This window comes from Amycolatopsis sp. cmx-8-4, assembly GCF_046548675.1.
Lineage (GTDB): Bacteria > Actinomycetota > Actinomycetes > Mycobacteriales > Pseudonocardiaceae > Amycolatopsis.
The window spans coordinates 1-25,075 of sequence record NZ_JAEBDZ010000032.1; the positions used below are offsets into that span (position 1 = coordinate 1).

Consider the following 25,075-nt stretch of genomic DNA (forward strand, 5'->3'; position numbering starts at 1 on the left):
GGACGTCCGCGAGTGGATCAAGGACTGGAACGAGGACCCCAAGCCGTTCGTGTGGAAGAAGACTGCCGAAGAGATCCTCGACTCGCTCGCCCGATATATCTCACGAATTTCCGGCGCAGGACACTAGGGGTTCTTGCAGACTTCCGCCGTCGCAGCAGCCTTGGCGGGCAGCCGGGCGGTACAACAATCCGCATGGTGAGCACGGAATCCGGCGTGGTGAGCTTCCCCCGGCGCGCGCCCGGCCAGACCTCCCCGCCCGACGGCTACGCCGCGCTGCGCGGGAGGCCCGGGCTGTGCCGGACCATGCTGCCCGGCGGGAACCTGGTCTGGCTCGTCACCCGGCACGAAGACGTCCGGGCCGCGCTGACCGACCCGCGGCTCAGCTCCAACCCGGCGCTGCCCGGCTTCCCGGCCACCGGCGGGGCGCCCGAAGCGGTCCCCGGGTGGTTCGTCGCGATGGACGCGCCGGAGCACACGCGCTACCGGAAGCTGCTGATCCCGGAGTTCACCGTCCGCAAGGTGCGGGAGCTGCGGCCGGGCATCCAGCAGGTCGTCGACGACCGGATCGACGCGATGCTCGCCGCCGGCAACGCCGCCGACCTCGTGTCCGCTTTCTGCCTCGTGCTGCCCTCGCTGGTCATCTGCCAGCTGCTGGGCGTGCCCTACGGGGACCACGAGCACTTCGAGTCCCGCACCCGCGTCCTGGTCAGCCTGGCCTCGACGGCGCGCCAGCGTGAGGTCGCGCTCGGCGAGATCACCACCTACCTCACCGAGCTCATCGCCGCGAAGCGGGCGGAGCCGGGGGAGGACCTGATCAGCCGGCTGCTGGCCGGCGCCGCGTTGGACGACGACGAGCTGCGCGGTGTCGCGATGCTGCTGCTGGTCGCCGGCCACGAGACCACGGCGAACATGCTGTCCCTCGGCGTGGTCACGCTGCTGGAGAATCCACAGTGGATCGGGCACGAGGGTGTCGTCGAGGAGCTGCTGCGGTTCTACTCGATCTCCGACGTCGTCAGCCTGCGCGTCGCCACCGAGGACCTCGAGATCTCGGGCCAGCTCATCCGCCGCGGCGAGGGCGTGGCGCCGCTCGGGCTGGCGGCCGGGCACGACGGGACGGTGTTCGACGACCCGGGCGAGTTCTGCCCGGCGCGGTCCGCGCGCAGCCACGTCGCCTTCGGGTACGGCATCCACCAGTGCATCGGCCAGAACCTGGCGCGCCTCGAGATGGAGGTCGCGCTGACGACGCTGTTCGCCCGGATCCCGCGGCTGCGCCTGGCGGTGCCGGCCGACGAGCTGAACTTCAAGCACGACGGTGTCCTCTTCGGACTGTACGAGCTGCCGGCGCGGTGGTAGGGCGGCCTCACGCCGTGAGGACGTTGACGCCTTCACGCTCGATCTCCGCCGCCACGGTGTAATCGATGCCGCCGTCGGTGATGAAAGTGTCCACTTCGGACAGTTCGGCGAAGCGGGCGAAGTGGTCGTTGCCGACCTTCGTGTGATCGGCGAGCAGGACCACGCGGCGGGCGCCGGCGATCGAGGCGCGCTTGACCATCGCCTCGGCCGGGTCCGGGGTGGTCAGGCCGCGTTCGACCGACAGGCCGTTGGTCGCCATGAACGCCACTTCGACGAACGTCTCGCTCAGCGCGTGCAGGGCCCAAGCGTCCACCGACGCGAGCGTGCGGGCCCGCAGCCGGCCGCCGACCAGCATCACCGTCAGGTTGGGGCGCTTGGACAGCGACAGCGCGATGTTGACGGAGTTCGTGACGACCGTGAGGTTGCAGTCGATCGGCAGGGCCTCGGCCAGGTGCGCGGTGGTCGTGCCGGCGTCGAGCAGGATCGCGCCCTCCGACGGCAGTTCCGCCAGCGCCGCCTTGCCGATGCGCTTCTTCTCCGCCGTCATCACGCTTTCCCGCGTGGTGAACGCCGGTTCGAAACCCAGCCGCTCGATGGGGATCGCCCCGCCGTGCACGCGGCGGAGCGACCCGTGCCGCTCCAGCGTGGTGAGGTCGCGGCGGATGGTCTCGGTGGTGACGGTGAACTCGCCCGCCAGCTCGGCGACGTCCACTCTGCCCCGCGTACGTGCACGCTCGAGGATCATTTGCTGACGCTCCTCCGCGTACATCGCCGCCCCCTCCATGTCGGTGTGTGTTGCCGCCGATGTGAGTTTATGTTGAATCACGTCCGGAAAGCAACGCCGGGGTCTCCGTGGCCAGGGCCCGCAGTTCCCGCTGGATCTCGCCGTTGACGGCCCCCTGGTGACGCGCGAGGAAGAAGTGGCCGCCGGGGAAAACCTCCAGCCGGAACGCGCCGTCGGTGTGCTCGCGCCAGTTTTCCGCCTCTTCGGCGGTGACCTTGGGGTCGTCGGCGCCGATCAGGGCGGTGAGCGGGCACGGGACGCGGCGGCCGGGGGCGCAGGTGTAGGTCTCGATCGCGCGGTAGTCGTTCCGGATGGCCGGCAGGGCCATGCGGAGGATCTCGTCGCCGCCGAGCACGGTCAGGTCCTGCTTGTTGAGCTCCTTGACCTCCGCGATGATCCCGTCGTCGTCGCGTTCGTGGATCCGTTCGTCGCGGTGGGTCGAGGGACCGCGGCGGCCGGACGCGATCAGCGCGCCGGGTCCCGGCGCGCCGCGGTCCGCCAGCCGCAGCGCGACTTCGAAGGCCAGCACCGCGCCCATGCTGTGGCCGAAGAACACCGTCGGTTTCGCCGACAGGGCCAGCAGTTCCGTGGTCAGCAGGTCGGCCAGGTCGGTGATGGTGTCGACGCACGGTTCGCGGCGGCGGTCCTGGCGGCCGGGGTACTGCAGGGAAACGACGTCGACGTCCGGTGCGAACCGGGCGGAGACCGGGTGGAAGTAGCTGGCGGAACCGCCGGCGTGCGGGAAGCACACCAGCCGGGTCCGTGCTTCGGCCGCCTGGTGGTAGCGGCGGATCCACGGCGTCGTGGCGTTGTCCGCGATGTTCACGAGGCGTGTTCCTTTCGGCGTGCTTACGGGTCACCAGTAAACCCAGGCCGCCGCAACGGAAACCTTAGTGTTGCCGCTCACCCGCGACGGAACGCGCGAGATCCACGGTTTTCCGGGTCGGGGCCCGCCTAGCCTGCGCGTACGGCCGTTTCCCCGGCCGCGCCCGACCGCCCCGAGAGGAGCTCCGATGACCGGTGACGCGCTCGCCCTCGCCCGGCGCAAGGCCACCGAGCTGCGCCGGGCCGTCCAGTCCCTGCACCGGATCCACGGCGACACGCATTCGATGCGCCGGTTGCTGAGCGACCTCGACTGGATCGACGCCGGCCTCGGTGAGCTGCCGGCCTCCGCCGCGTGCGAGGGCATCGAACGGATCGTCGTGCCCGACACGCCCTACCGGCTGGACATGTGGCACGGCGCGGACGACGAGGGGCTCGGCGGCCGCCGGCACCAGTGAGTCGTTGACCTCGAATCGCTGACCTCGACGGTGCGGGAAGCAGGTGCGGGATGCCCGGTGTGGCGAGTGGGACCGCGGCTCGGACGACCGGGCGCCGGCGCGAGCTGGAGATCCTGAGCTCGGCGTTCGCCAACGCGCGCGCGGGCGCGGCCACGCTGGTGCGCGTCCGCGGCGCCGCGGGCACCGGCAAGACCACGGTGCTGGACGCGTTCGCGGAGCAGGTCGAGGACCGGGCGACGGTCCTGCGCGGCACGTGCCGCCGTCCCGGCCGCGCGAACGCCGAACGCGCCGTCGAGGAACTGCTGCCCGGCGGTGCGAGTAGTGCCGGCACGCCGGTCGCGCTCGTGTCGCGGCGGCTGGGCCGGTGGCTGGCCGAGGTCACCGCCACCCGGCCGGCCGTGCTCCTGCTCGACGACTTCCACTGCTGCGACGAGGCTTCGCTGCGGGTGCTGGCCCACCAGCTGCACCGCGCGGCCGAACTGCCGGTGCTGCTGGTGGTCGCGCAGCGGCCGGCCGACCTGCCCGTCTGGCCGCCGCTGGCGCTGCCGCCAGGTGATGTGGCGACGATCGACCTGGCCGGGTTCGGGGAGGCGGCCGTCGAAGAGCTGGTCACGGAGCTCTGGCCGATCCGGCCGGAGCCCGGCTTCGCCGCCGGCCTGACCGCGCTGACCGGGGGAAACCCGTCGCTGCTCGGCCAGGTCTGCCGGACACTGCGCGCGGAAGGCTTCGAGCCGGACGACCGCGGTGCGGCACGCGCCCGGCTGCTCGCCCCGGGCGCCCACGCCCGTCTCGTGGAGCGGATCCTCGCGGGCCGCCCCGCGTACGTCCGCCGTGTCGCCGAGGCCGCCGCCGTGCTGGACCGGACCGACGTCGAACTGGTCGCCCTGCTCAGCGGCGTGCCCGAACCCCTGGTCGGCGACGCCGTCCGGGTGCTGGCCGCCGAACACGTCCTCAGCCCGGCCGGCCACGGGTTCACCTCCGCCGAGGCGAGGGCCGGCGTCCTGGCCGGGTTGTCCGAACGGCGGCTGACGGCGTCGCGGCTGACCGCGGCCCGCCTGCTCAACGACCGCGGCCGGCCCGCGGAGGACGTCGGCACGCACCTGCTCGGCCGGCGGCGGCTGCCCGAACAGTGGATGCGGGACGTCCTCGCCGAAGCCGCGCGCGTCGCGGAGCGGGCCGGACGGCACACCGACGCGGCACGCTTCCTCGGCGTCCTGGTCGCCGACCGCCCCGAGGACGTGCCGACCCGGATCGAGTTCGCCCGCGTGGTCGGCGTGCGCGACCCGCTGGCCGCGTACGCGACGCTCGCCGGGACGTCGGTACCGGCCGGGGACACCCGCAGCCGGGCCCGGATCTCCCTGCAGCTGGCCAAGGCCGCGCTGACGGCCCGCGAGCCGGGCGAGGCGACCCGGCTGCTCACCACGGCGCTGGCCGAGCTCGACGCGGAGCCGGCCGGCACCGCGGCCGACGACGGCCGGGGCCTGCGCACCGAGCTCGAGGCCACGCTGCTCGTGGTGGCCTTCGAACAGCCGGGGACCCTCGGCCTCCTCGACGGCCGCCTCACCGGGATGTCCGGCCTGGGCGGCCAGACGCCCGCCGAGACGAGCGTGCTGGCCCTGGCCTCGGTGGCCCACATGCTGGCGGGCACCGACCGCGAGACCGCCGTGTCCTGCGCGCGCCGGGCCCTGGACCGGCCGGAACCCGCGGTGCTCTGGTCCGGTTCGCTGGCCGCCTACGTCCTCTACCTCGCCGACGAGGTGGACGAGGCGACCGGCGCGCTCGACGCCGTCGTACCGGACGCGCCGCGCGACGAAGCCGGCTGGGCCGCGATCACCGCCCTGACCGCGCAGTCCTGGCTCATGTGCGGGGCCGGCGACCTCGCCAGGGCCCTGTCCGACGCGACCGCCGCCGTCCGGCTCGCCGACGGCGACGGCCGCCCGGAACTCGCCGGGGCGCCACTGGTCTCCCAGGCGCAGATCCTGCTGCGCCAAGGTGACGTCGGCGGCGCGGAACACGCGCTCGCCCGGGCCGAACGGGAGGGCCCGGACACCGCGGTCCTCCGGCTGCCGCACCTGCTGCTGGCCCGGGCCCGGCTGTGCGAACTGGGCGACGACGCCGAAACCGCGCTCGGTCACCTCCTGCGCTGCGGCCGGCTCCTGCGGGAGGAGGACGTGCGCAACCCGGTCTTCGCGCCGTGGTGGCTGGACGCCGCCCGCGTACTCGTCCGGCTCGGCCGGCGGACCGAGGCGATCGAGCTCGTCGACCAGGGGGAAGACCTGGCCCGGAGCTGGGGAACGGCGTCCGCGCGGGGCCTGGCCCTGCTGGGCCGCGGCCTCACCGCCGAGGGGAGCGCGGCCGTCGACCGGCTGGCCGCGGCCGCCGAGGTGCTGGCCGGCACACCGGCGTCCTGGTACCGGACGGAGGCGGAGATCCTGCTGGGGCAGGCGCTCCTGGACGCGGGCGACCACCCCGGCGCCCGCAAGCACTTCCGGGCCGCCGTCGACCTCTCGGTGCGTGCGGGGTTCTGGGGCCGGGCGGACCGGGCCCGGGCCGGCGTGACGGCGTCGGGCGGGCGGAACTACGCCGTGACCGGCAACGTCACCGACGTGCTGACGGTGGGGGAGCGGCGGGTCGGGGACCTGGCCGCGACCGGCGCCACCAACCGGGAGATCGCGGACCGGCTCCTGCTGGCCCTGCGGACGGTGGAAATCCACCTGACGAGCGTGTACCGCAAGCTCGGCGTCAACGGCCGCGCCCACCTGCAGGAGAGCTTCTCGCGGGGCCTGCTCGCGCCGGAGCCCGCACTGGCCGGACCGGAATTGTCCTGACGGACAGCGGGGAATAATCGCCTCCGCGTGCGGTGGGGGTATTCCCATCCGATCCGCGTAATCGCGTGCGAGAATGCGCGTGCGTCCCGCCGACTGGGAACCACAATAGGTGACAAACGTCCTGGTCTGTTCCCGACCTGCGGTGATAGCGTTCGAGGAGAAGTCGTTCGAGGGCGCTGACGATGGGATCCGGCAGGGGGATCCGCGGGGATCCGACGCGGGAGAAAACGGGGAGCGGAATGCGGCCGGTGGCGGGACTGGCGGTGGTCGTGGACGACGCCGGCGTGCTCGAGATGTCGCTGCCCTCCGGTGAGCAGCGGGTCCTCGCGCAGGGCATCGGCGCGGCCATGTGGATCGCGCTGGCCCAGCACGACTGGGACCCCGGCGAAGCGGCGCTGACCCTCGCGCCCGAATGCGACCTCGAACCGAACGAGCTGGCCGACTCCATCCGCGCGTGGATGGGTGACCTGGCCGCGATCGGCGTGCTGGAGTCCTGAACGCGCCCTGCCGTCAGTTCTGAATGGATAGTCCGCTCTCCACCCGGAAACCGCCGTGTCCGGCGGAAAAACCCTAGAGTTGGCCCCGGCTCGTTGACCGCTCACACCTGAGTGACAGACCCTCCCAACGCACGAGGGAATGTCCCGAGGATTGTGGAGGCGCGGTGGTGGGCGGACAAACGCAGGATCACCCGGCCGTGATCGGTGGCGGCGTGATGGGATCGGCCATCACGGCGACGGCACTGGGACACGGTGTTCCGGTCACACTGGTCGAAGCCGGCGAAGAAGCACTGGCCCTGGCGCGGCGGAGGGTGGATCAGCAGCTGCGGCACGGCCGCCTGATGGGCGCGTTCCCCGACGTCGAACCGGGCGAGCTGACGGCGACGACGGACCTGACCGCGGCCAAGGGTGCCACGGCCGTCGTCGAAGCGATCATCGAAGACGCGTCGAGCAAGGCCGGGGTACTGGCCAGGATCGCGGGGCTCGTCGCCCCGCGGACCCCGTTGATCACCAACACCTCCGGCATCCCGGTCGACGAGCTCGCCGACGCGGTCGAGCGCCCGGAGGACCTGCTCGCGACGCACTTCATGAACCCGACGTACCTCATCCGGACCGTCGAGGTCGTGCGCGGCCCGCGGACCGGGAGCGACACGCTCGCAGGAGTCCTCGCGCTGCTGGAACGTTTGAAGCGGCGCCCGATCGTCGTGAACGACTCCCCGGGGTTCGTCACGAGCCGGCTGCTGCACCCGCAGATCAACGACGCGGCGCGGCTGGTCGAAGAGGGCACCGCGTCGGTCGAGTCGGTCGACGAGCTCATGCAGGGCTGCCTCGGCCACCCGACGGGCCCGTTGCGCACCGCGGACCTGATCGGCCTGGACAACCTGGCCGACGCGCTGCGGCTGCTGTCCGAACGCACCGGCGACCCGCGGCACCTGCCGTGCGCGCTGCTGGAGTCCAAAGTGGCCGAAGGCCACCTCGGCCGGAAGTCCGGACGAGGGTTCTACGAGTACGGGAAGGTGTTCCAGTGAACGACGTCTCCACCACCGAAACCCCGGCGCGGACGCCGGAGGTCGTCGCCCAGCAGATCAAGGACTTCCTGGCCGGGCGCATCAACCAGGAGGTCCCCTCGGACCAGGACCTGTTCCGCACCGGGCTGGTGTCCTCGATGTTCGCCATGGAACTGGTCGTGTTCCTCGAGCAGACCTACGGCATCGCGATCGTCGGCCCGGACCTGAAGCTGGACAACTTCCGCACCGTCGACGGCATGTCCGCACTCGTCCGGCGCCTGCTCGATGAGTGAGGACCCGCTCGCCGGCGCCGCCGCCGAGCTGACCGCGCTGGTCGCCGACCGGGCGGCCGGCTGGGACGTCGAGGGCCTGCTGCCCGTCGACATGCTGCGCGGTCTCGGTGCCCGTGGCCTGCTGTGCGCCGAGGTGCCCGCCGACTTCGGCGGTCTCGGCGCCGGCAGTCTCCACAGTGGACACTTCACCGCGCACGCCGGTGCGCTGTGCAGCTCGCTGCGCAGCGTGATGACGTCGCAGGGCATGGCGGCGTGGACGATCCAGCGGTTCGGGGACCGGGCCCAGCGGGCCCGTTACCTCGGGCGCCTGACGTCGGGTGACCTGGCCGCGGTCGCGTTCAGCGAACCCGCCGCGGGCAGCGACCTCTCCTCGGTCGCGACGACCGTCCGCACCGACGGCGACGACATCGTCATCACCGGCGAAAAGGTCTGGATCACCGCGGCGGCCTACGCCGACCTGCTCGTCGTCGTCGGCGAGCTCGACGGCCTGGGTGCGGCGGTGGTCGTCCCGGCGCGCGCGGAAGGCGTGTCGATCGAACGCATCCCGTACCCGAGCGGGTGCCGGGCCGCGGGGCACTCGACCGTGCGGCTCGACAGCGTCCGGCTGCCGCGCTCCGCCCTGCTGGGCGGAGGCGGCGTCGACCTGTCCATGCTGGTCACGACGGCGCTGGCGTACGGCCGGATCTCGGTCGCCTGGGGGTGCGTCGGCATCCTGCGGGCCTGCCTGACGGCGGCCGGCGACCACGCGGGCAAGCGGCACCAGGGCGGGATCCCGCTGGCCGACCGCCAGCTGGTCGCCCGGCACCTCGCCGACCTGTTCGCCGACGAGCAGGCCGCGACCCGGGTGTGCGAGCACGCCAGCCGGGCGTGGGACCAGCGCTCCCCGGAGATGGTGGTCTCGACCGTGCTGGCGAAGTACGTCAGCTCGACGAGCGCGGCACGCGGTGCCGCGGCGGCGGTGCAGGTGCTGGCCTCGGCCGCCGCGCAGGACGGCCACGTGGTCGCCCGCGCGCACCGCGACGCGAAGCTCATGGAACTCATCGAGGGCAGCAACGAAATCTGCCAGCTGATCCTGGCGGGGCACACGCGTGTCCTCGCGAACAGCGGCGGCTAAGGAGGAGTCCGGTGGCAAGCACGCAAATGGTCAAGTGTCTCGTGTGGGACCTCGACAACACGCTGTGGAACGGGACACTGCTGGAGGACGGCTCGGTCGAGATCCCCGAGCCGATCCGGGAGCTCGTGCGGACCCTGGACGCGCGCGGCATCCTGCAGACCGTCGCGAGCAAGAACGACCACGACCACGCCTGGGCGCGGCTGGAGGAGCTGGGTCTCGCGGAGTACTTCGTGCTGCCGCGGATCGGCTGGAACCCGAAGTCGGAGTCCATCCGGTCGGTCGCGGACGAGCTGAAGTTCGCCCTCGACACCATCGCCTTCGTCGACGACCAGGAGGCCGAGCTCGCCGAGGTGACCTTCCACCTCCCGCAGGTGCGGACCTACCGCGCCGAGCAGGTGCTGGAGCTGGCCGGTCTGCCGGAGTTCAGCCCGGCGACGGTCACCGTCGACTCGCGCCGCCGTCGGCAGATGTACCAGGCGTCGTTCCGCCGCCAGGAGGCGCAGGCCGGCTTCACCGGCCCGGACGAGGACTTCCTGCGGTCGCTGGAACTGAAGATGACGATCAGCCCGGCGACCGACTCCGAGCTGACGCGCGTCGAGGAGCTGACCCGGCGCACGAGCCAGATGAACGCGACCGGCGTCCACTACTCCCACGAGGCGCTGAGCGCCCTGATCGACGACCCCGGGCACCGGGTGCTCGTGGTGAGCATGCAGGACCGCTTCGGCCCGCACGGCGCCGTCGGCGTGCTGCTGCTGGAGACCGGGTCCGAGGTCTGGCACCTGAAGCTGCTCGCCACCTCCTGCCGGGTCGTGTCGTTCGGGGCCGGCTCGATCATCCTGCGCTGGCTGATCAACCAGGCCGCCACCGCCGACGCGCACCTGGTGGCCGACTTCCGGCCGACCGACCGCAACCGGATGATGGAGATCGCCTACCGCTTCACCGGGTTCGCCGACGAGGCGTGCGCGTGCCAGGCGGTGCTCGCCGACCCGGGCCTGGACGGCCTGCAGCGCCTGCACCTCGAGCCGGTGCCGCAGGAGGAGCCGACGACGGTGGCCCTGGTGGCCCCCGACCTCACCGAGGCGATCGGCGTGCACTGAGCGCCCCAGCAAGGCAAAACCGAAGGCCGCCGCGGGAATCCCGCGGCGGCCTTCGGTTTGTGCGTGTGGTCGGGGGTTCAGCTCGCCTTGCGGATGAGGGTGATGCCGTCGGCGACCGGCAGCAGCGACATCTCCACGCGCGGGTCGTCCCGCACGAAGCGGTTGAACTCGCGGATGGCCACCGTGTCGGGGTCCTGGGCGTCCGGGTCGGTGACCCGGCCGAAGAACAGGGTGTTGTCGACGACGACGAGCCCGTCCGGTGCCAGGAGCATCAGGGCGGCCTCGTAGTAGGCGGCGTAACCCGCCTTGTCGGCGTCGATGAAGACCAGGTCGATCGAGCCCGGGCCGTATTCGGCGAAGAGCGAGTCGAGCACCGCGGTCGCCGGGGCGATCCGCAGGTCGATCCGGTCGTCGACGCCGGCCCGCTTCCAGTAGGGCCGGCCGAACGCCGGCCAGCGGTCGGTGACGTCGCAGGTGATCAGCAGGCCGCGGTCGGGCAGCGCCCGGGCCATGCAGAGTGAGCTGTAGCCGGTGAAGGTGCCGACCTCCACCACCGTCCGCGCCCGCGTGAGCTTGACCAGCAGCGCGAGCAACTGGCCCTCCTCGGCGGACACCTGCATCGCCGCACCCATCGGCAGCGACGCCGTTTCTTCTCGCAACTCGCGCAGGATCTCGTCCTCGGCACGGGAATGGTCGCTCACGTACGTGAGCACGTCGGAGGACGCCAGTAGTTGGCTCGCCATGGCGTGAGCGTAGGGGCGCGGCTACCTGGAACTGTCTAGATTCTCGCCGGCCCGGAGGTGCACCATCGCGTGTTGGCCACTCCGGTCGCTGTGTTGGCCACTCCGGTCGGCGTGTTGGCCAGTGTGGTTCACGAGCCGACTGGGAACGTACTTCGCCGCGGTCGTCCGCCGCCCACCATCGCGACCGGAGTGGCCAAGATGGCGACCGGAGTGGCCAAGATGGCGACCGGAGTGGCCAACACGGCGTTTGGGAGGGCCGCTCAGCCGAGCCGCAGCAGGCCCGCGTGGACGCGGTGCAGCAGCTCGAGCGGCGGCCGGTCGGTGCGCCCGAGGTCGGTTCCGCGCGCGAGCAGCAGGCCGTCCCGGATGCCCTGCAGGACGAGCGGGCGGGTGACCTCGAGCGGCCGCATGAGGTAGGCGGCGACCTCGGCCACCGACGTCGGGATCTGGCACATCCGGCAGACGGCCACGAGGTCGGGGTCGAGGCCGGTGGTGGTGCGGTGCCGCCCGGTCGTGGTCAGCATGACCTCGGGCAGCAGGGGGTGACGCGGGCCCGGCCGCGGTGGTCGGGTGCCGCGGACGTAGGGCCGCGGGCGGAGCGGCTCGCGCATACCGAGCGGCTCGCGGGCGGGGCTCTCCGCCGCCGGCCAGGACGGCTCGGGCGGCTTAGGCGGCTCGGGCGGCTCGGCGGCGGGTGTTTCGGCTGGTCCGGCGGGCACGGTCGTGGCCGCCGTGCCCGCTTCGGCCCCGTTCGTGCCCGGTTCCGGGCTCGCGGCGCCCGGCTCGGACTTGGGTTTGGGTGTGAACCCATGTTCGACCCACAGCTCGTACTCACCCCAGCCGCCGAAGGACAGCGGGTGGTACTCGATCTTGCTGGGGCGGCGTTTACGATTCTTATTCATGTTTCTGGCCCCGTAAAGTCCGTGTGCGGCGCGGCGCACAGCCTGGCCACCGGGCGGTCAGGCCTGTCAAGTATCACCGCCAGAGACGTGGGTTTTCCTGGGACTTCGTGGGTAGTGCGTTGTCCACGAGGCCCAAGTACAGACAAAACGAAGGCGCTGGGCTTGTTAAACCAACATTCTGCGTCCTACGCTGGGAGGCCAAGTCGCTCGACGCAACGATGGGTGAGCGGCGGCGACGAGCCGCTGTGTGGGTCGGAGGGTGATGGTGTTGCCCGGACCAGGTAGGGCTGAACCGGCGATGGCGGACGCGCTCGTCCGCCCTGTCGCGGCGCCCGCCGTCCGGGAACGCCCGGCCGGTGGTGACGGCCCCGCGGCGCCGTCGGTGCTGACCCTCCCGTGGCGGGGCGAGTTCGAACGCCGCGCCCGGCGCGCCGGGGACGTCCGCCTCATCGAACGTGAAGACGAGATCGCCGTGCTGCGCCGCGGGATCCGCGGCGCGGTCGCCGGGCGATCGGGCCGGGTGGTCGTCGTCGGCCCGCGTGGCGCGGGCAGCAGCGCGTTGCTCGCCGCGGCCGTCCGCGAAGCGCGCGTCGCCGGGATGATCACGGCGTTCGCCCGCTGCACGCCCGCCGAATCCACCGTCCACCGCGGCGTGATCAACCAGCTCTCCGCGGACATCGCGGGCGCCGGCTGCCGGCTGGACAGCGGCACGCGCACCTGCGGCCGGGCGCTGACCGAGCGGACCATCCCGACGTTGTGCGGGGACTTCGTGGGGGTCGCCAGCCAAGGCCCGCTCCTGATCGCCGTCGACGACTCGCAGTGGTCCGACCCGGGCTCGCGGGCCTGGCTCGAGGCCATGGAACACCGCCTGCAGCAGGCGCCGATCCTGCTGGTCCGCGCCGTCATGCAGGCCGGTCACCGCCCGCTCGCCGTGCGGGCCGACGGGGTGGACACCGTCGTCGTCCGCCCGCTGACCGAAGACGGCCTGCGGCAGCTGGTCGCGGACCGCTTCCCGGGCACCCGCCCGGACGCGCGGTTCGCCGCCGGGCTGCACCTCGCCACCGGCGGCAAGCCGGCACTGGTGGCGCCGGTCCTCGAACGGCTGTCCGCCGCCGGGCTCGAGCCGGTCGCCGAGCGCCTGCCCGCGGTCATCGCGCACCTGGCCGACCTGCGCGACGCCGACCTCGCCGTCTCGATCGCCGCTCTTCCTGCCGACGCCCTGCACCTGCTGCGGGCCATCGCGATCTGCCGCGGCCTGCTCGACTTCGAGCTCGTGACGACTCTGGCCGGCCCGCTCACCGGCTCGGCCGAGGTCGCCCTGCGCATGCTCAGCGGGTTCGGTCTCGTGTTCGGCGGCGCGGAGCCGAAGGTCGCCGACGACGTCACCGCGGACGCCGCCCTGGGCACTCTGAACTCCGCCGAGCGCGCCGCCCTCGCGACCCGCGCGGCCGAGCTCGCCTACCGCGCGGCGGTGCCGGACGACCAGCTCGCCGAGCTGCTGACCACGATCCGGCCGATCGGCACGACCTGGGCGGTCGCCACCCTGCGGCGCGCCGCCGAGCAGCGCCGCGCGGTCGGCGACCGGCACGGCGCGGCGCGGCTGCTGACGCGGGCGCTGCGCGAACCGGTCAGCCAGGCCGAGCGCCGGAAGCTGATGCTGGGCCTGGCCTTGGCCGAGGTCGCCGACCAGCCCGAGCTGAGCGACCTGCGGCTGCAGCGGGTGCTGCTCGACGCCGGGCCCGAGGTCTCCGGCGCCGTCCTGCTCGACGCGGCCGACCACCTGCTCTCGCGGGGCGACACCCGCACCGCGCACCGCGCGATCGCGGCGACCTGGCGGCGGCGCAGCGCGTTCGACGCCGGCACGTCGGCGCTCGCCGCGCTCGGCTGGCTGGCGCAGGAGGACTCCGTGGCCGGCCCGGTCGTGCCGACGCCGGTGTTCGGGGCGCCCGCGGCGCAGCCCGGTCCGCCCGACGCGGCGCGCGCCGCGACGATCGCGTCGGAGCTCGCCGGCCGGGGGCGCGAGTTCGACCGGGCGCGCGAGCTGGCCCGGCTGGCGCTCGCGCCGCGGTCCGGGAAACTGCCGTCCAGCCTGCGGATCCAGGCCTCCTGGGTGCTGTTCTGCACCGACGACCTCACCGAAGCCGTACTGGGCCTGACCGACGTGCTGCAGGACGCCACCCGCGTCGGCGCCCGGGCGGCCGCGGCCAACGCGCTGCTGATGCGGGCCCGCTGCGAACTGCGGCGCGGCAACCTCGGCCAGGCCGAGGCCGACATCGAGGCGGCGGAGACCCGGCTGCCGGAAGCGGCCTGGCACCCGCGCTCGGTCTCGCGGCTGCTGGCCGTGCGGGCCGAGTTCGCCCTGGCCGGCCTGCGGCTGGACGAGGCCGAAAAGGCCGTGGCCGACCCGCTTCCCGCCGGCGCCGAAGACGGCATGGCCGCCGCGTACTTCCTGGTGCAGCGGGGTGCTGTGCGCCTCGCCGGCGGCGACCCGGCGGCGGCACTCGAAGACTTCCGCGCGGCCGGCCGCGGCACCCGTGCCCGTCGCGAAGGCAACCCCGTGGACCTGCCGTGGCGCACCGGCGTGGCGATCGCGCTGGCCCGGCTCGGCGAGCCCGCCGCGGCCGCGGAGATCGCGCGGGAAGCGTTGGCGCGCGCGGAGAACTGGGGCGCGCCGAGCGGCCGGGGCACGGCGAACCTGTACCTGGCGGAGGTCTTCGGCGGTGCCGAAACCCGGGCCCGGCTGGAAGAGGCGGTCGCCCTGCTGGAGGGATCGCCGCTGCGGGTCCAGTTCCTGACCGCGGTGACCGATCTGGCCGGCGCCTGCCTGGACGACGGCGATCCGGTGGAGGCGGCGGCGCTGCTGGGCCGGGTCGCGACGATCCGCCCGCTGCTGCTGCCCGCCGGCCTCGTGGCCAAGATCCGTGACGTGAGCGGCCGGCTGACCCGCAGCACGGGCACGGCCACCGTCGAGCCGGTGGCGGGCGACCCCGTCGGCTCACTGTCCGAAGAGGAGGCCAGCATCGCGGCGCTCGCCGCCGCGGGCCATTCGAACTCGGAGATCGCGCGGTCGCTGCGGCTGAGCGGCCGGCTCGTCGAACTCCGGCTCACCCGGATCTACCGGAAGCTGACGGTGACCGGGCGGCGCCAGCTGACCGAGCTCATGAGCCCCGATTCCGCGGCGAGTTGATGACCGGTGCTACTTGAGCGTGACGCCGAGCGGGCCGCGATCGCGACCGCGCTGAACGCGGCCGCGGGCAATGACGGCTCGCTGCTGCTGATCAGCGGGCCGGCGGGCAGCGGCAAGTCGGCGCTGCTGCGGGACGCGACCGCGTCGGCGCTGGCCGCCGGCGCCCGGGTGCTGCGCGCGGACGCGACCCAGCTCGAAGAGGACTTCGCCTTCGGCATCGCGCAGCAGCTGTGCCGCCCGGTGCTCGTCGCCGCCGGCACGGCCGAGCGGGAGCGCTGGTTCCAGGGCGCGTCCGAGCAGATCCTGCGCGCGCTGACCGAAGAGCGGCTCGTCACCAACGGCCACGAGCACAACCTGCCCACCGAAGCCGTCCTCTATGGACTGCACACGGTGGTGCACGCGATGTCGCACGACGACCTGGTCGTGGTGATCGTCGACGACCTGCAGTGGGCGGACCACGGTTCGCTGCGGCTGCTGGCCTACCTGGCCAAGCGGCTCAGCGGGTCGCGGATCCTGCTCGCGCTGGCCGTGGCGGAGGAGTGCGAGGCGCCGAAGTACGCGCTGGTGCACGAGCTCGTCACCGCGGCCGCGCGGATCGTCGTCCCGGCGCCGCTGTCACCCGACGGCGTCGCGTCGATGGCCGAGGTCGCGTTCGGCGAACGCGCCGAGGAACCGTTCACCGCCATGCTGCACCGGGTTTCGGGCGGCAACCCGGCGAACGTCGCGACCGTCCTCACCGGACTGGTCGGCGAAGGCCTGCGGCCGATCGCCGCGCAGATCACGGCGGCCACGGCCGAAGCCGAACGGCTGCTCGACCACCGCATCATGCTCTCGCTCGGCTCGCAGCCGCCCGCGGTGCTCGCGCTGGTGCGCGCGGTCGCGGTCCTCGGCGACCTCGCCGAGCCGCAGCTCGCCGCCGACCTGGCCGGCCTCGACGAGGTCGAGTACAAGTCGGCGCTGCAGAGCCTCGAACGCCTCGGCCTGCTCGTCCACGACGAGCGCCGGATCGGGTTCGCCAACGCCACGGTCCGGGAAGGCGTCGAACCGGCGATCCCGGTGGAACTGCGCGAAGTCCTCTACCGCCGCGCGGCGCGGTTGCTCTACGAGCACGGCCGGCCCGCGGAGCGCGTCGCGGAGAAGCTGATGAAGGTCGGCGCGGCCGAGGACCCGTGGGAGGTCCGCATCCTCAGCTCCGCCGCGGGGACCGTGCTGGAGCGGGGGGCCGGGGACCTGGCCGCGCGCTACCTGCGCCGGGCCTTGCTCAACACCTCGCCCGACAGCGAAGAGCGCGGCCGCCTGATGGTGGAGCTGGCCGCGGCGGAACGTGGGTTCGACCTGATCGCGTCGGCGCGGCACGTCTCGCAGGCGTTGTCCCTGCTGCCGGCCGGGCCCGCGCAGGCGGAAGCGGCGCTGTGGATCCCGCCCGCGCTCGCGGTGACTGTGCCCGCGCTCGGCGCGGCCGTGCGCACCGCCGTCGACTCCGTGCTGCGGGACGCCGACCCGGCCGCCGGCACGGACCTGGAGCTGCGGGCGGAGGCGCGGACCTGGTACCCGGGGGCCCGCCCGCCGGGCCAGGGTGACGCCGCCTTGGCGCGGCTGCGCGAGCTGGAGACGGCCGAGCGGCTCGACTCGCCCGCCGGCCGCGAACTCGCCGTCGTGCTGCTGCACTCCGCCGCGCTGTCGGGCAGTGTGGCGGCCGACGAGGTCGAGACCGTCCTCAAGCGACTCGTCACCGAGGAGCCGTTCGACCCGGCGCACGCCTACACCGCCCTGCCCCTGCTGGTCACCACGCTGGTGGCCGCCGACACCGCGAGCGTGCTCGAACCGGCGCTGGCCGCGGCGGCGGAGCAGGCGACCCAGCGCCGGTGGCAGGACACCGCCCACCTGATCGCCGCGGAGACCGCGGAAGTCAAGCGGGCGCAGGGGGATCTCGCCAAGGCCCGGCGGATCGCGCTGGGCGTCCTCGAAGGCGCCGACCACGAAACCTGGCCCGACGCGCTCGCGCTGTCGGTCACCACGCTGGCCCAGATCGCCCTGGAGACGCAGGATCCCGAGCTCGGCGAACGTCTGCTGGCGGTGCCGATGGACAGCACCGACCACCGCGTGTTCGCCGCGCGCCGGCTGACCCGCGGCATGATCGACCTGGTGCGCGGCGATCCGGCCACGGCGCTGGGCCGGTTCCTCGACTGCGGGCGGCGGCTGGAGCGCGAGGGCTGGGTCAACACGCCCCAGTACCCGTGGCGCACCTGGGCCGCGCTGGTGCGGCAGCGGATGGGCGACCTGCCGGCCGCGCAGGCGCACGCCGCGGCCGAAGACGTGGTCGCCCAGCAGTGGGGGAGCCCGCTGAGCGTCGGGCGTTCCCTGCGGCTGCAGGGCATGCTGACCGGCGGCGCCGACGGCATCGGCCTGCTCTACGAGGCCGCGGGCATCATCCGCGAGTCGGAAGACCTCGCCGAACGGGCGCGGACGTCGGTGGTCCTCGGGACCCGGCTGCTCGACTCCGGTGAGCCGGACGCGGCGGGATTCCTTGCGGAGGGCCGGGAACTGGCCAAGGCCATCGGCGCGACGTGGCTCGACGGCACGGGGGAGACCGAGCTGAACGGTCCCGTGCTGCGGTTTTCCGGGGGCGGCCTGGAAAACCTGACGAAGGCGGAGGCCGCGGTGGCCCGCCTCGTCGTGCGCGGCTGGACCAACCAGCAGATCGCGGACTCTCTGGGGGTAACCCGGCGCGCGGTCGAGAAGAATCTGACCGGCGCCTACCGCAAGCTCGAGGTCAGCGGCCGCGCCGAGCTCATCGAGCACCTCGGCGAGTCCGAGCGCGACTGACCCCCAGGGGTACGGTCCGCGGTGCGGTTCCGCACCCGGGGTACGGACCGCACGCGGCGTGCGGTGCGGGGGTTCGGACCCCCATTCACCTGCGAATCCCCTGGCCCAGGCCAAGACGTGCCCGCACGGGGGGCGCCACCGGCGTTCGGTACCGAACCGCACCGCACCGCACTCCGTACCTCCGTACCCCCAACGGGGGCGCACCACAGTGTTAAGGCTGGGTGTCCGCAACCTGTTGCCCCCGCTAATCGGCCGTGCCTAACATGATCTGCGTCACCCCGGAGATGTGGCTCACACGATCGCCACCAGTACCCGGCTTTCTTGTCGGAGTGCTTCTCGCCGAAGAGAGGAATCCCTTCATGAGTGCAGACGTTGCAGATGCGGTCACAGGCGTGAGCCTGGCTTCGGCGCTGGAGCGAATCAGCCGCCCCGCGCCGCGAAAGCCGGCTCCCCGACCGGTCACCCCGGAAATGTGCATGGTGAACGTCGACCACCGGCTGCGCATTGTCTCGGCCAGCATGGAATTCTTCCGCGTGTTCGAGCGCACTTCCGACGGCGTCACCGGCACCAGCCTGTGCGACCTGCTCCACCCCAGCGTGCGGGACAAGGTCGAGCAGCAGCTCCGGCTGCTGGTGCGCGGTGAGCGCACCCGCTTCGCCGAGCGGATCCTGGTCATGCGGGACAACGGCACGACCCTCAGCGGCGATTTCCTGGGCTCGACCGTGCACAGCGTCGGCGACCGGCTCGACAGCCTCACCGTGGTTTTCCGGCCGGACAAGTCCGACCGGGACAACCAGGTCGCCGTCACCCGGAAGAAAATCCTGACCGAGATGGACGCCCGCATTCTCGAGGGCGTCGCGTCGGGTGTTTCGACGATTCAGCTGGCGGCCAATCTCTACATGAGCCGGGGCGGCGTCGAATACCACGTGACGACACTGCTGCGGAAGATGAAGGTGAAGAACCGGCCCGCGCTGATCTCGAAGGCCTATTCGATGGGCATCTTCGGGGTCGGTTCCTGGCCGCCGCGCGCGCTGCCGGACTTCGTCCGGTGACACGCCGGTGGTGACGGGCCGGACCGGTGACGCCGAGGGCGGGCCGCAGGCGCACTCGCGAGACGGGTGGGCGTGCGGCCCGCTTCGCTGTGTCAACCGGGACTTCGTCCCGGGCCGGGGGCTCCGCCACCCGGAACCCCCGAAAGCGGCTGTCTGCGGACACCCAATGTTGGCTCGTGACCCGGGTCACCGCCCTGGTGTGGCTTTATGTGGCTTTACCCGATGGTCACACGGCGTCTCCGAGTGGGCACGGATCAGAGTGTTTTGGCTGCACAAGGTGACAGTCTGCTGGTCATCTGATGGTAACGGTTCGATACTCGTCGAGATCGGGTCTTGCAAACGCAGGCGAACACAGGCAATATCACTCAAACCAAAGAGGTTCCGGCGGAGGTGTACTGAAGTGTTCGTGACTCTGACGGCGAACCCGAGCGTCGACCGCACGGTCGAGGTCGACCGGCTGAACCGGGGCGAGCTGCACCGCGCTTCGGGCGCCAGTGTGCAGCCGGGTGGAAAAGGCATCAACGTGGCGCGTGCCTTGGTGCGCAACGGACTCAAGGCCCGCGCGGTGGTTCCCGCCGGCGGTGCCGAAGGCGACCAGCTGATCAGCTTGCTCGAGGACTACAACATCGACGTGGTCCGGGTGCGCACGGAAGAGTCCGTGCGCAGCAACATCAGCGTCGTGGAGCCGGACGCCACCGTGACGAAGGTGAACGAGATCGGCCCGCACCTCACGGGGCGGGAGATCGAAACCCTGTGCGACGTCCTGCTGGCCAACGTGGCCGACGCGGAATGGGTTGTGGCGGCGGGAAGTCTGCCGCCTGGTGTGAGTGAAGACTTCTACTCGGAGCTGATCGCGCGCCTGGCCCCCAGCGGGGTCCGGGTCGTCGTCGACACCAGCGGCCCGGCGTTCCGGACGTCGGTGAAAGCCGGGCCGGCGTTGGTGAAGCCGAACCTCGACGAGCTCGAGGAAGCGGTCGACCGCCAGCTCGACACCGTGCGGGACGTCGTCGACGCCGCACAGGAACTGCGCTCTCTGGGCGCGGGCACGGTTTTGGCCAGTCTCGGCAGCAAAGGTGCCGTGCTGGTCGAAGACGCGGGGATCTGGTGCGCCAACGCATCGGCCGAACCGCGCAGTTCGGTCGGTGCCGGCGACGCGATGCTCGCCGGTTTCCTGGCGGCAGGGGGGAGTGGCCCGCAAGCGCTGGCCACAGCCGTCGCCTGGGGTGCGGCCGCGGTGTCGCTCCCGGGAAGCACGATGCCGGGTCCCGAAGACGTGGGGGCACGACGAGTGCGGGTGGACCCGCATCCCGGCTGGGACGAGAAGATTCGCGAATAGCCCTGGGGCACCACGCGAAGCGGCTCGCCCCGACCACCGCCATCCGGTGATGGCGAAACCCTCAAATCACCTTTCCAGAAGAGGAAGCCAACGATGACAACCACCACGGAGATCGACGACGAAACTCCGTCGAGGGCGGAGCGCGCGCGGGTTTCAATCCAGCGCTTCGGCGGTCAGCTCGCGAGCATGGTCATGCCGAACATCGGGGCGTTCATCGCCTGGGGCCTGATCACCGCGCTGTTCATCCCGAGCGGGTGGACACCCAACGCGCACATCGCCGAGCTCGTCGACCCGATGATCAACTTCCTGCTGCCGGTCCTGATCGGTTACACCGGTGGCCGGCTGGTGCACGGCCAGCGCGGTGCGGTCGTGGGTGCGGTCGCGACGGTCGGCATCGCGGTCGGTGCCTCCATCCCGATGTTCCTCGGCGCGATGATCGTCGGCCCGCTCGGTGGTTTCCTGATCAAGCTGTGGGACGACAAGGTCGGCAGCAAGACCGCGCCGGGCTTCAAGATGCTCGTCGACAACTTCAGCGCCGGCATCATCGGCGGCACCATGGCGGTGCTGGGCCTGCTGGGCATCGGCCCGGTCGTGCAGGGCATCACCAAGGGCCTCGGCAACGGCGTGCAGGCCCTGATCGACAACCACCTGCTGCCGCTGGTCTCGATCATCGTCGAGCCGGCCAAGGTGCTGTTCCTCAACAACGCGATCAACCACGGCGTGCTGAGCCCGCTGGGTGTCGCCGACGCGTTGAAGGACGGCAAGGCCATCGAGTTCCTGATCGAGCCGAACCCCGGCCCCGGTCTCGGCATCCTGCTGGCGCTGACGTTCTTCGGCGCCCGCAGCGCGCGGGCCACCGCGCCGGGCGCGATCGTCATCCAGTTCCTGGGTGGTATCCACGAGATCTACTTCCCGTACATCCTGGCCACCCCGCGCCTGATCCTGGCCGCGATCGCCGGTGGCGCCGCGGGTGTCGCGACGTTCGCGATCTTCGACGCGGGCCTGACGGCGACGCCGTCGCCGGGCAGCATCATCGCGGTCCTCGCGGTGACGCCGAAGGGCGGTTACCTGGGCGTGGTCCTGGGTGTCCTGATCGCCGCGGCCGTATCGTTCGTCGTCGCTGCGGCCTTGCTGAAGTTCGGCAAGGACGCTCGAAGGGAAGAGCGGGAACTGGCCGTCGCCGAAGGCGGAGCAGTGGCTTGACGATCATCGTCGATCGACGGAAGGAAGTGCGGTTGTGAGCAGCATCGAAGGCAAGGAAGTCAAGAAGGTCATCATCGCCTGCGACGCCGGGATGGGCAGCAGCGTGATGGTCGCGTCCCAGCTGGCCAAGCGGCTGAAGCCCTACTCGGTCAAGGTCGAGCACACGCCGGTCAACGAGATCCCGGGCGACGCCCAGGTCGTGCTCTGCCAGAGCACGCTCGTGAAGCGGGCCCGCAAGGCCAACACCACCGCGGTGATCCTCGGGTTCCAGAGCTTCCTGGGCGACCCGGTGTTCGACCAGGTCGAGCAGGCGATCAGGGACGGCGGTTCCCTTGCCGACTGACGCTTCCATCCTCAGCGCCGAGTCGGTCCTCATCGGCTGCACCGCCCCCGACCAGGCCGACGCGATCACGCAGGTCGGCCGGAAGCTCCTGGAGCTGGGGGCGGTGGAGCCGGGCTACCTCGACGCGATGCACGAGCGCGAACGCTCCGTCTCGACCTTCCTGGGCGAGGGCGTCGCGATCCCGCACGGCACCGACGAGTCCCGCCGCTTCGTGAAGCGGACCGCGCTCGCGATCCTCCAGTTCCCCGACGGGGTCGACTGGGACGGCAACGAGGTCCGGTTGTGCGTCGGCATCGCGGCCAAGGGGTCCGAGCAGGTCGGCATCCTGTCCTCGCTCGCCCGGATCCTGATGGACGGCGAGCAGGTCCGGCAGCTGCGGGAAGCACCGGACGCCGAGACGATCTTGCGACTGTTGAACCAGATGGACGAGGAGTTCTCCGAATGAAGGTGGCACGTTTCTACGCGCCAGGTGACCTGCGGGTCGAAGACGCCGACGAGCCCAGCCCGGGCCCGGACGAGATCAAGATCCGGGTGCACAACACCTCGACGTGCGGCACGGACCTGAAGATCTTCCGCCACGGGCACCACCACATCGACCCGCCGCGCGTGATCGGGCACGAGATCGCCGGCGAGGTCGTCGAGACCGGCGCGAACGTCTCCGGCTGGGAGTCGGGTGATCGTGTGCAGGTCATCGCCGCGATCCCGTGTGGTGAGTGCAAGCAGTGCCTCAAGGGCCTGCAGCAGGTGTGTCCGAACCAGCTGTCGATGGGTTACCACTTCGACGGCGGCTTCGCCGAGTACATGATCGTGCCGAAGCAGGTCCTCAAGGTCGACGGCGTCAACCGGATCCCGGAGGGCGTCAGCTACGCGGAGGCCTCGGTCGCCGAGCCGCTGGCCTGTGTCCTCAATGGACAGAGCTTCGCGCAGGTCGGCGAGGGCGACGTCGTCGTGGTCGTCGGCGCCGGTCCGATCGGCTGCTTGCACGTGCGGCTCGCCCGCGCCAAGGGCGCGGCGGCGGTCTACCTGGTCGAGCTGAACCGCGGCCGGCTCGACATGGCCGCCGAGCTCGTCAAGCCCGACGCCGCGATCTGCGGCGCCGAGGAGGACCCGGTCGCGAAGGTCCTCGAGCTCACCGGTGGCGACGGCGCGGACGTGGTCATCACGGCCGCGGCGGCGGGCAAGGCCCAGGAGGACGCGCTCAAGATGACGGCGCGCCGTGGCCGGATCAGCTTCTTCGGCGGCCTGCCGAAGGACAACCCGATCATCGCGTGCGACTCAAACCTGGTGCACTACCGCGAGCTGACCATTTATGGCGCCAACGGGTCCAGCCCCGAGCACAACCGCCAGGCGCTCGAGCTGATCTCGTCGGGCAAGGTCCCGGTCGACGATCTGATCACCCACCACCTCCCGCTCTCGGACGTGCTGAAGGCGATCGACATCGTCAGCAGCGGCGAGGCGATCAAGGTGACGATCGAGCCGGGCGCGGCCGTCCCCGCGTGAGCGGTGAGGGCCCGAACCCCAAGGAGGCGACCAACGGTGGTTGACGAACTGCGCGGCAACCCGGCGAGCCCGGGCGCGGCCGCCGGGCCGGTGGTGCGGCTGACGCCGCCCCCGGTCCTGCCGGAGCACTGGGACGCGCCGTCGGCTCCCGAGGAGGAGCTGGCGGCCGCGACCGCGGCGCTCGACGCGGCGGTGGCGGACCTGGAGAAGCGCGCGGCGACGGTTTCGGGCGAGTCCAAGTCCATCATGGACACCCAGATCATGATGGCGCAGGACCCTACGCTGCGGACCGGGATCCAGGAGGGGGTGGCCGCCGGCCGCCCCGCCGCCTGGGCGATCCGCGACGCGTTCGGCAAGCACGTGGCCGCGCTGGAGGCCATCGGCGGCTACCTCGGCGAGCGGGCGGCCGACCTGATCGACATCCGGGACCGGGCGATCGCCGCCGCGCTGGGGCTGGCCCAGCCCGGCATCCCGGACGTCGACGGCACGTTCGTCCTCGTCGGCCAGGACATCGCGCCGGCCGACACGGTGCTGCTCGACCCGGCGAAGGTGCTCGGCATCGTCACCGAGAAGGGCGGCCCGACCAGCCACACGGCGATCGTCGCCCGGGCCCTCGGGATCCCGGCGGTGGTCGGCTGCGCCGGCGCCGCGGGCCTGGCGGACGGGCAGCGGATCGCCGTCGACGGCGGGCGCGGCACGGTCGTCGTCGATCCGGCGGACGACTACGTCCGGCAGGTCGAGGCGGAAGCGGCGTCGCTGAAGGAGAAGCTGGCGGCGCACAGCGGCCCCGGCGCCACCGCGGACGGCCACCCGGTCAAGCTCCTGCTCAACGTCGGCAGCGCCGGCGGGGTCGAGCAGGACGCGGCGGCCGACGCCGAGGGCGTCGGGCTGTTCCGGACCGAGTTCCTGTTCCTGGACCGCACGGAGGCCCCGACGGTCGAGGAGCAGCGGGCGGCCTACGGCGAGGTGCTGCGCGGGTTCGGCGGCCGGCCGGTCGTCATCCGCACGCTGGACGCCGGCGCCGACAAGTACATCCCGTTCGCCAACACCGAGGACGAGCCGAACCCGGCGCTGGGCGTGCGCGGCTACCGCGTCGGCGTCCGCAACCCGGGGCTGCTCACCGCGCAGCTGGAGGCGATCAGCCTGGCGGCGGCCGACCACGAGGCCGACGTGCGGGTGATGGCGCCGATGATCGCCACGCCGGCGGAGGCCGCGGCGTTCCGCGATCTCGCCCGCGAGCACGGGATCGGCCAGGCCGGCGTGATGATCGAGGTGCCCGCCGCGGCGATCCGCGCCGCGGACATCCTGGCGGAGGTCGACTTCGTCAGCATCGGCACCAACGACCTTTCGCAGTACACCTACGCCGCGGACCGGATGCTGGGTGAGCTGGGGGACCTGCTCGACCCCTGGCAGCCGGCGTTGCTGGCGCTCGTGGCGAACGTCGCGGCGGCGGCCAAGGAGGCCGGCAAGTCCGCCGGCATCTGCGGCGAGGCGGCCAGCGACCCGGGCCTGGCCCCGGTGTTCGCCGGCCTGGGCATCACCAGTCTGTCGATGTCGGTGTCCGCAGTCCCCGCGGTCCGCGCCGCGTTGAAGGACTACACCCTCGAGCAGTGCGAAACCCTCGCCCGCGAGGTGCTTTCCGCGTCCGACGTGCCCCAGGCGCGCCGGATCGCGGAGGAATTCTCCGCCAAGACGGCCGGCTGACGCGTCACAGCTTTCTCCACGAGATG

The 25,075-nt window shown here is 72.3% G+C and carries 21 protein-coding genes; 17 read left to right on the forward strand and 4 right to left on the reverse strand.

Going from position 1 to position 25,075, the window contains the following annotated elements:
- The first annotated feature begins 192 nt into the window (after positions 1–192).
- A complete protein-coding gene (locus ACLJQZ_RS41005) occupies positions 193–1,353 on the forward strand; it encodes a cytochrome P450 (protein WP_410626277.1) in 1,161 nt (386 codons plus the stop codon).
- A 7-nt stretch (positions 1,354–1,360) separates the two neighbouring features.
- Here ACLJQZ_RS41005 and ACLJQZ_RS41010 read toward each other — a convergent pair whose 3' ends face one another.
- Positions 1,361–2,122: a DeoR/GlpR family DNA-binding transcription regulator gene (locus tag ACLJQZ_RS41010; RefSeq protein ID WP_410626279.1), complete on the reverse strand. Its 762-nt coding sequence runs from the start codon at positions 2,120–2,122 to the stop codon at positions 1,361–1,363.
- Positions 2,123–2,165: 43 nt separating this feature from the next.
- Positions 2,166–2,963: a thioesterase II family protein gene (locus ACLJQZ_RS41015; RefSeq protein WP_410626281.1), complete on the reverse strand. Its 798-nt coding sequence runs from the start codon at positions 2,961–2,963 to the stop codon at positions 2,166–2,168.
- A 187-nt stretch (positions 2,964–3,150) separates the two neighbouring features.
- Here ACLJQZ_RS41015 and ACLJQZ_RS41020 point away from each other — a divergent pair, with 187 nt between their 5' ends.
- The 7 genes from ACLJQZ_RS41020 (at position 3,151) to ACLJQZ_RS41050 (ending at position 10,253) form a co-directional block, all read left to right on the forward strand.
- On the forward strand, positions 3,151–3,417 hold the full coding sequence (locus ACLJQZ_RS41020) for a hypothetical protein (RefSeq protein ID WP_410626283.1): 267 nt from the start codon (positions 3,151–3,153) through the stop codon (positions 3,415–3,417).
- Between the two features lie 59 nt (positions 3,418–3,476).
- A complete protein-coding gene (locus ACLJQZ_RS41025) occupies positions 3,477–6,245 on the forward strand; it encodes an AAA family ATPase (protein WP_410626285.1) in 2,769 nt (922 codons plus the stop codon).
- 248 nt (positions 6,246–6,493) lie between these two features.
- Entirely contained in the window at positions 6,494–6,742 is a 249-nt protein-coding gene (locus ACLJQZ_RS41030) for a hypothetical protein (protein WP_247051668.1), read from the forward strand.
- 164 nt (positions 6,743–6,906) lie between these two features.
- Positions 6,907–7,770, forward strand: a complete 864-nt coding sequence (locus ACLJQZ_RS41035) for a 3-hydroxyacyl-CoA dehydrogenase family protein (RefSeq protein WP_410626287.1) — start codon at positions 6,907–6,909, stop codon at positions 7,768–7,770.
- Positions 7,767–8,042, forward strand: a complete 276-nt coding sequence (locus ACLJQZ_RS41040; protein WP_247051670.1) for an acyl carrier protein — start codon at positions 7,767–7,769, stop codon at positions 8,040–8,042. The genes ACLJQZ_RS41035 and ACLJQZ_RS41040 overlap by 4 nt, the downstream gene beginning before the upstream one ends.
- The gene (locus tag ACLJQZ_RS41045) at positions 8,035–9,156 is read left to right on the forward strand and encodes an acyl-CoA dehydrogenase family protein (protein WP_410626289.1); all 1,122 of its coding nucleotides are present in this window, start codon (positions 8,035–8,037) and stop codon (positions 9,154–9,156) included. Before ACLJQZ_RS41040 ends, ACLJQZ_RS41045 begins: the two co-directional genes overlap by 8 nt.
- 26 nt (positions 9,157–9,182) lie before the next feature.
- A complete protein-coding gene (locus tag ACLJQZ_RS41050) occupies positions 9,183–10,253 on the forward strand; it encodes an HAD-IIIC family phosphatase (protein WP_410626306.1) in 1,071 nt (356 codons plus the stop codon).
- A gap of 77 nt (positions 10,254–10,330) precedes the next feature.
- Here ACLJQZ_RS41050 and ACLJQZ_RS41055 read toward each other — a convergent pair whose 3' ends face one another.
- The gene (locus tag ACLJQZ_RS41055; RefSeq protein ID WP_326949516.1) at positions 10,331–10,996 is read right to left on the reverse strand and encodes a class I SAM-dependent methyltransferase; all 666 of its coding nucleotides are present in this window, start codon (positions 10,994–10,996) and stop codon (positions 10,331–10,333) included.
- 260 nt (positions 10,997–11,256) lie between these two features.
- Positions 11,257–11,898, reverse strand: a complete 642-nt coding sequence (locus tag ACLJQZ_RS41060; RefSeq protein WP_410626291.1) for a DUF742 domain-containing protein — start codon at positions 11,896–11,898, stop codon at positions 11,257–11,259.
- 298 nt (positions 11,899–12,196) lie between these two features.
- Here ACLJQZ_RS41060 and ACLJQZ_RS41065 point away from each other — a divergent pair, with 298 nt between their 5' ends.
- From ACLJQZ_RS41065 to ptsP, 9 genes are all read left to right on the forward strand, one after another.
- A complete protein-coding gene (locus ACLJQZ_RS41065) occupies positions 12,197–15,085 on the forward strand; it encodes an AAA family ATPase (RefSeq protein ID WP_410626293.1) in 2,889 nt (962 codons plus the stop codon).
- A 6-nt stretch (positions 15,086–15,091) separates the two neighbouring features.
- A complete protein-coding gene (locus ACLJQZ_RS41070) occupies positions 15,092–17,911 on the forward strand; it encodes an AAA family ATPase (protein WP_326949519.1) in 2,820 nt (939 codons plus the stop codon).
- Positions 17,912–18,270: 359 nt separating this feature from the next.
- The gene (locus ACLJQZ_RS41075) at positions 18,271–18,963 is read left to right on the forward strand and encodes a helix-turn-helix transcriptional regulator (protein WP_326949520.1); all 693 of its coding nucleotides are present in this window, start codon (positions 18,271–18,273) and stop codon (positions 18,961–18,963) included.
- A gap of 400 nt (positions 18,964–19,363) precedes the next feature.
- Positions 19,364–20,299: a 1-phosphofructokinase gene (gene pfkB / locus ACLJQZ_RS41080; RefSeq protein WP_410626295.1), complete on the forward strand. Its 936-nt coding sequence runs from the start codon at positions 19,364–19,366 to the stop codon at positions 20,297–20,299.
- Positions 20,300–20,392: 93 nt separating this feature from the next.
- On the forward strand, positions 20,393–21,502 hold the full coding sequence (gene mtlA / locus ACLJQZ_RS41085) for a mannitol-specific PTS transporter subunit IIC (protein ID WP_410626297.1): 1,110 nt from the start codon (positions 20,393–20,395) through the stop codon (positions 21,500–21,502).
- A gap of 34 nt (positions 21,503–21,536) precedes the next feature.
- On the forward strand, positions 21,537–21,845 hold the full coding sequence (locus tag ACLJQZ_RS41090) for a PTS lactose transporter subunit IIB (RefSeq protein WP_247051679.1): 309 nt from the start codon (positions 21,537–21,539) through the stop codon (positions 21,843–21,845).
- A complete protein-coding gene (locus ACLJQZ_RS41095) occupies positions 21,835–22,290 on the forward strand; it encodes a PTS sugar transporter subunit IIA (protein ID WP_247051680.1) in 456 nt (151 codons plus the stop codon). The genes ACLJQZ_RS41090 and ACLJQZ_RS41095 overlap by 11 nt, the downstream gene beginning before the upstream one ends.
- Positions 22,287–23,345 carry a zinc-dependent dehydrogenase gene (locus ACLJQZ_RS41100; RefSeq protein WP_326949522.1) on the forward strand — a complete coding sequence of 353 codons (1,059 nt, stop codon included), beginning with the start codon at positions 22,287–22,289 and terminating at the stop codon, positions 23,343–23,345. The genes ACLJQZ_RS41095 and ACLJQZ_RS41100 overlap by 4 nt, the downstream gene beginning before the upstream one ends.
- Positions 23,346–23,381: 36 nt before the next feature.
- Positions 23,382–25,049 carry a phosphoenolpyruvate--protein phosphotransferase gene (ptsP, locus tag ACLJQZ_RS41105; protein ID WP_410626300.1) on the forward strand — a complete coding sequence of 556 codons (1,668 nt, stop codon included), beginning with the start codon at positions 23,382–23,384 and terminating at the stop codon, positions 25,047–25,049.
- Positions 25,050–25,075: the final 26 nt, after the last annotated feature.

Excerpts from the sequence above, each read along its gene's own strand:
- ACLJQZ_RS41055 (WP_326949516.1), bottom strand. The coding sequence starts at position 10,996 with ATGGCGAGCCAACTACTGGCGTCCTCCGACGTGCTCACGTACGTGAGC.
- ACLJQZ_RS41045 (WP_410626289.1), top strand. The coding sequence starts at position 8,035 with ATGAGTGAGGACCCGCTCGCCGGCGCCGCCGCCGAGCTGACCGCGCTG.
- ACLJQZ_RS41065 (WP_410626293.1), top strand. The coding sequence starts at position 12,197 with ATGGCGGACGCGCTCGTCCGCCCTGTCGCGGCGCCCGCCGTCCGGGAA.
- ACLJQZ_RS41010 (WP_410626279.1), bottom strand. The coding sequence starts at position 2,122 with ATGTACGCGGAGGAGCGTCAGCAAATGATCCTCGAGCGTGCACGTACG.
- ACLJQZ_RS41100 (WP_326949522.1), top strand. The coding sequence starts at position 22,287 with ATGAAGGTGGCACGTTTCTACGCGCCAGGTGACCTGCGGGTCGAAGAC.
- ACLJQZ_RS41005 (WP_410626277.1), top strand. The coding sequence starts at position 193 with ATGGTGAGCACGGAATCCGGCGTGGTGAGCTTCCCCCGGCGCGCGCCC.
- ACLJQZ_RS41060 (WP_410626291.1), bottom strand. The coding sequence starts at position 11,898 with ATGAATAAGAATCGTAAACGCCGCCCCAGCAAGATCGAGTACCACCCG.
- ACLJQZ_RS41020 (WP_410626283.1), top strand. The coding sequence starts at position 3,151 with ATGACCGGTGACGCGCTCGCCCTCGCCCGGCGCAAGGCCACCGAGCTG.
- mtlA (WP_410626297.1), top strand. The coding sequence starts at position 20,393 with ATGACAACCACCACGGAGATCGACGACGAAACTCCGTCGAGGGCGGAG.
- ACLJQZ_RS41050 (WP_410626306.1), top strand. The coding sequence starts at position 9,183 with ATGGTCAAGTGTCTCGTGTGGGACCTCGACAACACGCTGTGGAACGGG.
- ACLJQZ_RS41075 (WP_326949520.1), top strand. The coding sequence starts at position 18,271 with ATGAGTGCAGACGTTGCAGATGCGGTCACAGGCGTGAGCCTGGCTTCG.